Below are 8,830 nucleotides of genomic sequence, written 5' to 3' on the forward strand. Positions count from 1 at the left end.
AACGCGCCGTTAACGACGCCCGTTAAGAGGATCTATGTTGACAGATGTGGCGACAACACGGCCGAGGTTGTGGCGGCGGCGTGGCGGTTGTGGGCAACATCCGGGCACGGCCTCGCCCCTCACCGGTAATCGGTCGGCGTCAGACCGTGCCGGGCGATCTTGTCGTAGAGGGTCTTTCGCGGCGTTCCGAGGTGCTCGGCCGCGACGCGCACGTCGCCGCCGGCCATGATCAGCTCGTCGCGGATCAGGTCGCGCTCGAAGCGGTCGACCTGCTCGGCCAGCGTCCGCCCCGCGACACTGTCCGCCGCGGCCTCCGGCGTTCCGGCAAAGCCCAGCGCGCACCGCTCCGCGTAGTGGCCGAGCTCGCGCACGTTGCCCGGCCAGGAATGGCCGAGGAGATGCTCGCGGATCGCCGCGTTGAGCGCGGGCGGCTCCCGGTTGAACCGGGCGGCGGCCCGGCCGAGGAAGTGCTGGAACAGGAGCAGGACATCCTCCCGCCGGTCGCGCAGCGGCGGGATCGCGATCGTGATGACGTTGAGGCGGTGGAACAGGTCGTCGCGGAAGGTTCCCTGCGCTGCCGCCTGACCGAGATCGACCTTGGTCGCGGCCACGACCCGCATGTCGACGGGCCGGATCTCATTGGTGCCGAGCGGCTCGACCGTGCGCTCCTGCAGGACGCGCAGGAGCTTGACCTGGAGATTGAGCGGCATGCTCTCGATCTCGTCGAGGAAGAGCGTGCCCCCGTGCGCGTGCTCGATGCGGCCGACGCGGCGCTTGAGGGCGCCGGTGAAGGCTCCGGCCTCGTGGCCGAAGAGCTCGCTCTCGACCACCGTGTCGGGCAGCGCGCCGCAATTCATGGCCACGAAGTTCTTCGGCGCACGCCGGCTCCAGCGGTGGAGCGCGCTCGCCACCACCTCCTTGCCGGACCCGGTCTCGCCGAGCACCAGCACGTCGACGTCGGCCCCGGCCACGTCGCGCACGAGGCGGCGCAGTCGCACCATCTCGGGCGAGACGCCGAGGAAAGCGGGGTCGGCCTCCACCGCCTCCTCCAGCCGCGCCCGCAGGCGGCGGTTCTCCAGCGTCAGGCGACGGCGGTCGAGGGCGCGGCGGACGGAGGCGATCAGCGCCTCGGCCGGGTAGGGCTTGGCGAGGAAGTCGTAGGCGCCCTCGCGCATGGCGCCGACCGCCATCGAGATGTCGCCGTGGCCGGTGATCAGGATCACGGGCAGATCCGGGTCGGCGGCACGGATGCGCTCGAAGAGGCCGCGCCCGTCGAGCCCGGGCAGCCGCACGTCGCTGACGACGACGCCCGGCGGGTCGGACAGGATCGCCGAGAGCGCGGGCTCGGCGGCGTCGAACAGCTCGACCGCGAAGCCGTCGAGTTCCAGGCTCTGGCGGTTCGCCCGGCGCACGTCCGCCTCGTCGTCGACGAAGACGATCCGCTCCGACCGGTCAGGGATCGTCTCGCTCACGCCGCGCTCTCCGCCGCCTGCGCCGCCGCGCGGGCGAGTTCCATCCGGAAGATCGTGCCGGCCGGCTCGTTGCCGCGCACCGTCAGGGTGCCGCCGCAATCCTCCACGATCCCGCGGGCAATGGCGAGGCCGAGGCCGAGGCCGTCGGACTTCGTCGTGAAGAACGCGTCGAACACCTGCGCGCGCTGCGCCTCCGGGATGCCGGAGCCGTTATCCGCCACCTCGACCGCGACGCGGGTTCCCTCCGCGAGAATCGCGAGAGCGACGCGGGGCTCGGGCCGCCCCGCGACGGCATCGAGGGCGTTCTGCAGGAGGTTGACGAGGACCTGCTCCAGGCGCGGCCCGTCGCCGAGCACGGCGAGGTCGGCGGGGGGGCTCTCGGCCGCGAGCGCGATGCCCGCGGCCGTCGCGCGGCCCTCCACCAGTTCGAGGCTGTTGCGGACGATCTCGGCGAGCAGCACCGGCTCGCGGCGCCCGGAGGCGCGGCGGGCGAAGCCCTTGAGCTGGCGCGTGAGCGCCCCGATCCGGTCGGTCAGGCGGCCGATGGCGCCGACATTCTCGGCGGCGTCCTCGACGCGCCCCCGGCGAACGAGGATCGCGGTGTTGTCGGCGTAGGAGCGGATCGCGGCGAGCGGCTGGTTGATCTCGTGGGCCATGCTCGCCGCGAACTGGCCGAGGGCGGCGAGGCGCCCGGCCTGGGCTAGCTCGCGGCCCAGGCGCTCGCGCTCGGCCTCCGCGCGCGCCCGCTCCTCGGCCTCGGCGCGCAACCGGCGGTTCGCCTCGCTCAAGGCGTGCGTGCGCTCGGCGACCCGCGCCTCCAGGTCCTCGCGCCGGGCCGCCGCCTCGCGCAGGCGCGCCCGCGTCCGCTCGCGCCGCCCGAGCACCATGGCGAGGCCGAGCGCGGCGAGGCCGGTGGCGAGCAGCGCGATCACCGCCCCCTGGAGCCGCTCGCGCTCGACCACGGGTCCGACGGGGGTGAGCGCGTAGAGCCGCCATTCGGTGTCCGGAACGGCCGCGTCGTGCAGGAGGGCGCGCCACGCCGGCTGCCCGGTGCCGCCGACGCGCACGAGGTCCGCCTCTCCCGCGACGGGATGGAGGGGCAGGGGATCGAGGGGCGCGCCGCCGAATTCCAGGCTCTCGCGGATCCGCGCCCGCTCGTCGGGCGGAACCGGCCGCAGCGCCCGGAAGCGCCACGCCGGCTCGCTCGCGACGAGCACGATGCCGCGCCCGTCCGCAACGAAGAGGCTCTCCCCGGCCTCGCGCCAGCCGGCCTCGACCGCGTCGAACTCGATCTTGACGACCACGACCCCGCTGGCGTCGGCGAGGCGCCGCGCGAGGTAGAAGCCGGGGCGCCCGCTCACGGTCCCGAGGGCGAACTGCGATCCGGCGCCCTCCGCCATGGCACGGCGGAAATAGGGGCGGAAGGCGTAGCTCTGCCCGATGAAGCTGCGCGCGGCGCCCGCATTGCTTGCCGCCACGGTCTCGCCATCCGCCCGCACCGCGTAGATCACGGCGGCCCCCGTCGCCGCCGCGATCTCGGCGAGGCGCGCGTTGACGCGGGCGAGGAGGGCGGGGTCCGCCTCCGGCCGCAGGATCGCGGCGATCTCCGGATCGGCCGCCAGCGCCCGGGGCAGGGCGGTCTGGCGCTGCATCTCCGCCCGCAGCGCGCCGACCTGCAGCGCCAGGCTCGATTGCGCTGCCCGCCCGAGATCGGCGAGCGCCGAGCGCTCGGCCGCGCGCCCGCCCGCCCAGGCCGCGACGATCATGGCGGCGAGCGCCGCGAGCCAGAGCCAGCGGCGGCGGAAGGATGATGCCGCCGGGCCGGCTCCGGATCGCGCGACTCCGGATCGCGCCCCTTCGGTCACGCTTGCCCGCCGAATGCGGATTTCCGGACAGGTTCGAGCATGCCCGTGCGGAAGCCCGCACGACGGGCCTCGCCACCACCCGGCACGTCCAGAAAAATCCTTCTCATCTCAAGCATTTAACGAAATCTTCACATCGCCGTCCGGCTGGCACGGGGGTTGCCATTCCCCCGGCGTATCGCAGCCCTGCTCCGTCGGCATGACTGCAAGCCCGAAGGCCAAAAGCAAGAGCGGACGCGTGCAGGCGAGCCGCTTCATCCCTGATCGTCGAACCGGAGGAGAACGCCCCATGGCCGCCGTGCCGTCACCGCTCACCGCGCCCCACGCCCCGCCCGCGCCGAAGCCGATCTACCGCACCCTGTATTTCCAGGTGCTGGTGGCCGTGGCGATCGGCATTCTGCTCGGGCATTTCTACCCGCAGCTCGGCTCCGAGATGAAGCCGCTCGGCGACGCCTTCATCAAGCTCGTCAAGATGATCATCGCGCCGGTGATCTTCCTCACCGTGGTCTCCGGCATCGCCGGCATGACGAACCTCGAGAAGGTCGGCCGCGTCGGCGGCAAGGCGCTCATCTACTTCCTGACCTTCTCGACCCTGGCGCTGATCGTCGGCCTCATCGTGGCCAACGTCCTCCAGCCCGGCCACGGCCTGCACATCGACCCGAAATCGCTCGATCCGAAGGCGGTTGCCACCTACGCCGGCAAGGCGAAGGAGCAGAGCATCGTCGACTTCCTGATGAACATCATCCCGGCCACCGCGGTCGGCGCGTTCTCGGGCGGCGAGATCCTGCAGGTGCTGTTCTTCTCGGTGCTGTTCGGCTTCGGCCTCGCCTTCCTGGGCGATCGCGGCAAGCCAGTCCTCGACATCATCAAGGTCCTCTCCGAGGCGATCTTCGGCGTCGTCAACATCATCATGAAGGTCGCCCCGATCGGCGCCTTCGGCGCCATGGCCTTCACCATCGGCAAGTACGGCATCGCCTCTCTGGCGAACCTCGCCTACCTCGTCGGCGCCTTCTACCTGACCTCGGCGATCTTCGTGTTCGTCGTGCTCGGCGCGGTCGCCCGCTACAATGGCTTCTCGATCGTGCGGCTCGTCCGCTACATCAAGGAGGAGCTTCTCCTCGTCCTCGGCACCTCCTCGTCGGAATCGGCGCTGCCCTCGCTCATCGACAAGATGGAGCGGGCAGGCTGCTCGCGGCCCGTCGTCGGCCTCGTGGTGCCGACCGGCTACTCGTTCAACCTCGACGGCACCAACATCTACATGACGATGGCGGCGCTCTTCATCGCGCAGGCCACCGACACGCCGCTCTCGCTCGGCGAGCAGGCCCTGCTGCTCCTCGTGGCGATGCTCTCCTCGAAGGGCGCGGCCGGCGTCACGGGCTCGGGCTTCATCACCCTCGCCGCGACGCTCGCCGTGGTGCCCTCGGTACCCGTGGTCGGCATGGCGCTGATCCTGGGCATCGACCGCTTCATGTCGGAGTGCCGCGCGCTCACGAACTTCATCGGCAACGCGGTCGCCTGCATCGTCGTCGCCCGGTGGGAGGGCGAGGTCGACGAGGCGCGCCTGCGCGAGGCGCTCGGCGGCAAACCTCGCGCCGCCGTGCCGGCCCCGGCTCTTCAGCCAGCCGAGTAAACACCCGATCGGGTCCGGGGCCGCGCCCGCCGAAACCGGCGGGCGCGGCCTCGTCTCGTTCGGCGCTCAGGCGGCGAGGCCGCAGGCCCGGCGCAGGCGCGCGTCCGCCCGGGCGAGGAGCTTCGCCGAGAGGTCCGCGTCGCCGGCCGCGAGGGCACGGTCGGCCGCGGTCACGTCGCGCTTGGCGAGCCAGTAGAGGACGTGGTGACGGAGCGGGCTGAAGGGCCACACGCGGTCGGTCTCCCGTGGCTGGAGACCGGTGGACAGGCAAAAATCATGCTGCGCGGCCCGGTCCGCGCGCGAACGGACGTGGGGCAGGACGAATCCCGCCGCGCGCGCCCGACCCGTGGCTCAGAACCAGCCCAGCGAGATTCCGGCGAGCAGCAGCAGAACCACGGCGCCGCCCGCGATCGTGCCCTGCGCATCGTCGATCATCGGCTTGTGGATCGGCGTCCTCAATCTCATGGCGGCCTCCCGACTTCGGGGAAGTGTGCGCGCCGGGACCGAGGAAATCTCCATCAAAAGGCAGCGGGCCGTCGGGGCCGCGGCGCCTGCCTATTCCGAAGCCACGAAGATCGTGCCGAGGATGGCGAGGAGGAGCGAGCCGCCGGCGAGGAGTTCCTGCTCCTCCTCGGATATTCTTGGGATCCACCGGGTGTTCGCGAGGCAGGCCGCGACCAGCGCCAGGGCGATCACGGCCACGCCCATCACATCCGTAAACTGAACCTCGGCGGGCATGAAGGCTCCCGGTTCGGTGCTTCCCGGGCCGAGCGTAACAGAGAGGCTGTCCGAAGACGAGACGGAGACGGGGAGCGCGTCCGTCATCGCCTCACAGAAGGCGTGCGCCCGGCGTGCGGCGGCGCGCGAAAGCCTCGTCGTCATCGGCCGCGATGTGACCTGCGAGGACGCGCGCGGGCGTGGTGTAGACGATCCGGATCCGCTTCGGCATCGGCCCGCAGCCGATGCAGACCGCGTAATCCCACCGGCGCCAGATGCGCGAGTTGCGGGCGTCGGTCTCCCTCTGCCGGCTCTGTCCGAGTTCGATGGCGCGCTTCATCTCGGCGGCCTTCCGATCGCTGGCGAGATCCGACGGGGCCGGCTGGGAACGCGGTTGGGTTCTGTCCTGTGCGAGGGCAGGCATTGCCACTGTACAGAACAGGACGCCCGCAAGATGATGAACACGCATCGAGGCTCCTGAGATTTCAGTGAGCACTCCCCTCGTCCGGCCCGTTACGCGCGGACACTGGCGAAAGTTTCACGATCGGCGCGGCAGGATTGATTTTCCGGAGATCTCGCCCCGGATGGGCAGCCACATAAGGAGCGGCGCAGCCAACGCAAAAGGGGTCGGCGATGCGCCAACCCCTTCGCGTCCTTGCGGAAAATCGATGGTACCACCGCCCCGGCTCGAACGGGGGACCCCCAGATCCACAATCTGGTGCTCTAACCAACTGAGCTACGGCGGCACTGGCGCGGGGTGTATCGCGGGCGTGCGGGCTTTTCAAGCGCTGCGTGACGCGGATCCGGCGGCTGTGGATCGCGTCCGGCGCCGGCCTCGGTGACGGCGCGTGGGGCTGGCCGCGGCTCCAATCCGGAGCAAGGTTCGTTGGTGAACATGCCCTCGCCCGCGCGATCCGCGGGCGCCCACCCGCGAACGGACCTCGCGCCCGCAATGTCCACGCCCCGCGCGAAGCCGCACCGTCTCCCAGGAGGGCGAACGCTGATCCAGGCGCCGGGACGGCTGCGCGCCCTGGTGCGCGCGAGCGAGACCGGCCTGATCGGGCTCGCGGCGCTGACCGGCTGCATCGCGGGCGCCGTCGTCTCGGCGATGAACGTCGTCACCCAGAGCCTGCGGGAGCAGCTCTACGACCTGCCCGCGGGCTTGCGGCTCAGCGCGGCGGCCGAGGTCGATCCCCTCGCCCTCGTCCTCGGCCCGACCTTCGGCGGGGCGCTGCTCGGGCTCCTCATCTTCGCGGTGGGGCGCTGGCGCGGGGGGCGGAAGCGGCCGATGATCGATCCGATCGAGGCGAACGCGCTCCATGGCGGGCGAATGTCGCTGCGCGATTCCGTCTACGTCGCCCTGCAGAACGTCATCTCCAACGGCAGCGGCGCCTCGGTGGGGTTGGAGGCGGGCTACACGCAGATCTGCGCCGGCATCGCCTCGCGGCTCGGCCTCTCGTTCGAGATGCGCAGGGGCGACCTGCGCACGCTCGTCGGCTGCGGCTCGGCCGCGGCCATCGCCGCCGCCTTCGGGGCGCCCCTCACCGGCGCCTTCTACGCGTTCGAACTGATCATCGGCACGTACACGATCGCGACGCTGACGCCCGTGGTAGTCGCCGCCCTGTGCGGGAGCGTCGTGGCGCGCACGCTGCTGCCGGGCACGCCGCTGGTGGCCGTCTCGGGCATCGAGGCGATCGCGACGCAACCGCTGACCACCGCCGCAACCCTGCCGAGCCTCGCCCTCGGCCTCGTCTGCGCGAGCCTCGCCATCCTGATCATGCGCGGCGTCACGCTGGTCGAGCAGGGCGTGCGCGCCACGCGCCTGCCGCGCGTTGCCGGGCCGGCCGCCGGCGGCCTCTGCGTCGGGCTGCTCGCCCTCGCGATCAGCCCGCAGGTCCTGTCGGGCGGCCACGGGGCGCTGCACCTCCACCTCGCCGAGGCGCACGGCCCCGGCATCCCCGCGCTGGCGATCCTGTTCGCCGGCAAGGCAACCGCTACGGCGATCTCGATCGGCTCCGGGTTTCGCGGCGGCCTGTTCTTCGCCTCGCTGTTTCTCGGCGCCATCGCCGGCAAGCTCTTCGCCCTGATGGCGCCGGAGGTGGTGCCGGGCCTCGCGGCCTTCGGGCTGACCCCGCTCGCCTACGCCGTCATCGGCATGAGCGCGCTCGCCGTTGCGGTGATCGGCGGCCCGCTCACCATGACCTTCCTGGCGCTCGAACTGACGGGCAGCTTCCCGATCGCGGGGCTGGTGCTCGTCGCCGTCATCGCCTCCTCGCTGATGGTCCGGAAGACCTTCGGCTATTCCTTCGCCACTTGGCGCTTCCACCTGCGCGGGGAGAGCATCCGCAGCGCGCACGATGTCGGCTGGATCCGCTCGCTCACCGTCGGGCGGCTGATGCGCAAGGACGTCCGCCCCGTGCCCCTCGACACGCCGATGCCGAGCTTCCTGCGCGCGCACCCGCTCGGCTCGCCCTCGCGGGTCATCGTGGTGGACGGGCAGGGGCGCTACGCCGGCATCGTCAACGTGCCGGAGGCGCACGCGGCCGCGCGCGAGGCGGAGGGCGAGGAGCCGAAGCTCGCCGACGTGCTGCGCTATCCGAACGACTTCCTCACGCCGGACCTCAACGCCAAGCAGGCCTCGGCCGCCTTCGACCGGTCGGAGAGCGAGGCGCTCGCCGTCGTGGACGGCGAGGCGAGCCGGCGGGTGCTCGGGCTGCTCACCGAGAGCCACACCCTCAAGCGCTACAGCGAGGAACTCGACCGGCAGCGCCTCGCCATGGTCGGCGAGGCGGTCTGAACGCGACTCAGCGGGGACGGCGCCCGACGCTGACGACGTTGCCCTCCCGGACCTTCCGCTCGGGGAGGGTGTCCTGGACGAGCTTGACGATGGAGGCGGCGTCGAGGCCGGCCTCCGCGTACATCCGATCCGGGCTGTCATGGTCCTGGTACAGGTCCGGCAGCGTCATCGTCCGGACCCGCACACGGCCCGTGTCCAGAACGCCCCGCTCCGCCAACAGGTGCAGGACCATCGCCCCGAACCCGCCCACCGAGCCCTCCTCCAGCGTCACAACAAGCTCGTGCGTGCCCGCCAGATCCAGAAGAAGCGCCTCGTCCAGCGGCTTGGCAAAGCGCGCATCCGCAACGCTCAC

At 71.7% G+C, this 8,830-nt stretch carries 8 protein-coding genes and 1 tRNA gene; 2 read left to right on the forward strand and 7 right to left on the reverse strand.

The features are described 5' to 3' along the window. Positions 1–119: 119 nt before the first annotated feature. Positions 120–1,472 (reverse strand): sigma-54-dependent transcriptional regulator, encoded by a 1,353-nt coding sequence (locus tag J2X36_RS05715; protein WP_405029728.1) that lies wholly within the window; start codon positions 1,470–1,472, stop codon positions 120–122. Continuing rightward, complete coding sequence (locus J2X36_RS05720; RefSeq protein ID WP_310347171.1) at positions 1,469–3,337, reverse strand: ATP-binding protein; 1,869 nt, start codon at positions 3,335–3,337, stop codon at positions 1,469–1,471. The genes J2X36_RS05715 and J2X36_RS05720 overlap by 4 nt, the downstream gene beginning before the upstream one ends. Positions 3,338–3,623: 286 nt before the next feature. On the opposite strand from J2X36_RS05720, the gene J2X36_RS05725 reads away from it, so the two are divergent. Further along, a complete protein-coding gene (locus J2X36_RS05725) occupies positions 3,624–4,964 on the forward strand; it encodes a dicarboxylate/amino acid:cation symporter (protein WP_132256016.1) in 1,341 nt (446 codons plus the stop codon). A gap of 66 nt (positions 4,965–5,030) precedes the next feature. Here J2X36_RS05725 and J2X36_RS05730 read toward each other — a convergent pair whose 3' ends face one another. From J2X36_RS05730 to J2X36_RS05745, 4 genes are all read right to left on the reverse strand, one after another. After that, positions 5,031–5,195, reverse strand: coding sequence for a hypothetical protein (locus tag J2X36_RS05730; RefSeq protein WP_162560738.1), 165 nt, complete (start codon positions 5,193–5,195; stop codon positions 5,031–5,033). Positions 5,196–5,519: 324 nt separating this feature from the next. Then, on the reverse strand, positions 5,520–5,702 hold the full coding sequence (locus J2X36_RS05735) for a hypothetical protein (protein ID WP_310347172.1): 183 nt from the start codon (positions 5,700–5,702) through the stop codon (positions 5,520–5,522). A gap of 91 nt (positions 5,703–5,793) precedes the next feature. Continuing rightward, positions 5,794–6,021: a hypothetical protein gene (locus J2X36_RS05740; RefSeq protein ID WP_132256014.1), complete on the reverse strand. Its 228-nt coding sequence runs from the start codon at positions 6,019–6,021 to the stop codon at positions 5,794–5,796. A 329-nt stretch (positions 6,022–6,350) separates the two neighbouring features. Further along, positions 6,351–6,427 (reverse strand) — tRNA-His (locus J2X36_RS05745). 206 nt (positions 6,428–6,633) lie between these two features. Between J2X36_RS05745 and J2X36_RS05750 the strand changes: the two genes are divergently transcribed. Then, positions 6,634–8,478, forward strand: coding sequence for a chloride channel protein (locus tag J2X36_RS05750; RefSeq protein ID WP_310347174.1), 1,845 nt, complete (start codon positions 6,634–6,636; stop codon positions 8,476–8,478). 7 nt (positions 8,479–8,485) lie between these two features. Here J2X36_RS05750 and J2X36_RS05755 read toward each other — a convergent pair. Continuing rightward, positions 8,486–8,830: transketolase C-terminal domain-containing protein (locus tag J2X36_RS05755; RefSeq protein WP_310347177.1), on the reverse strand; the 345-nt coding region annotated here is incomplete at its 5' end.

Source organism: Methylobacterium sp. BE186 (assembly GCF_031457035.1).
In the GTDB taxonomy this organism is placed as follows: domain Bacteria; phylum Pseudomonadota; class Alphaproteobacteria; order Rhizobiales; family Beijerinckiaceae; genus Methylobacterium; species Methylobacterium segetis.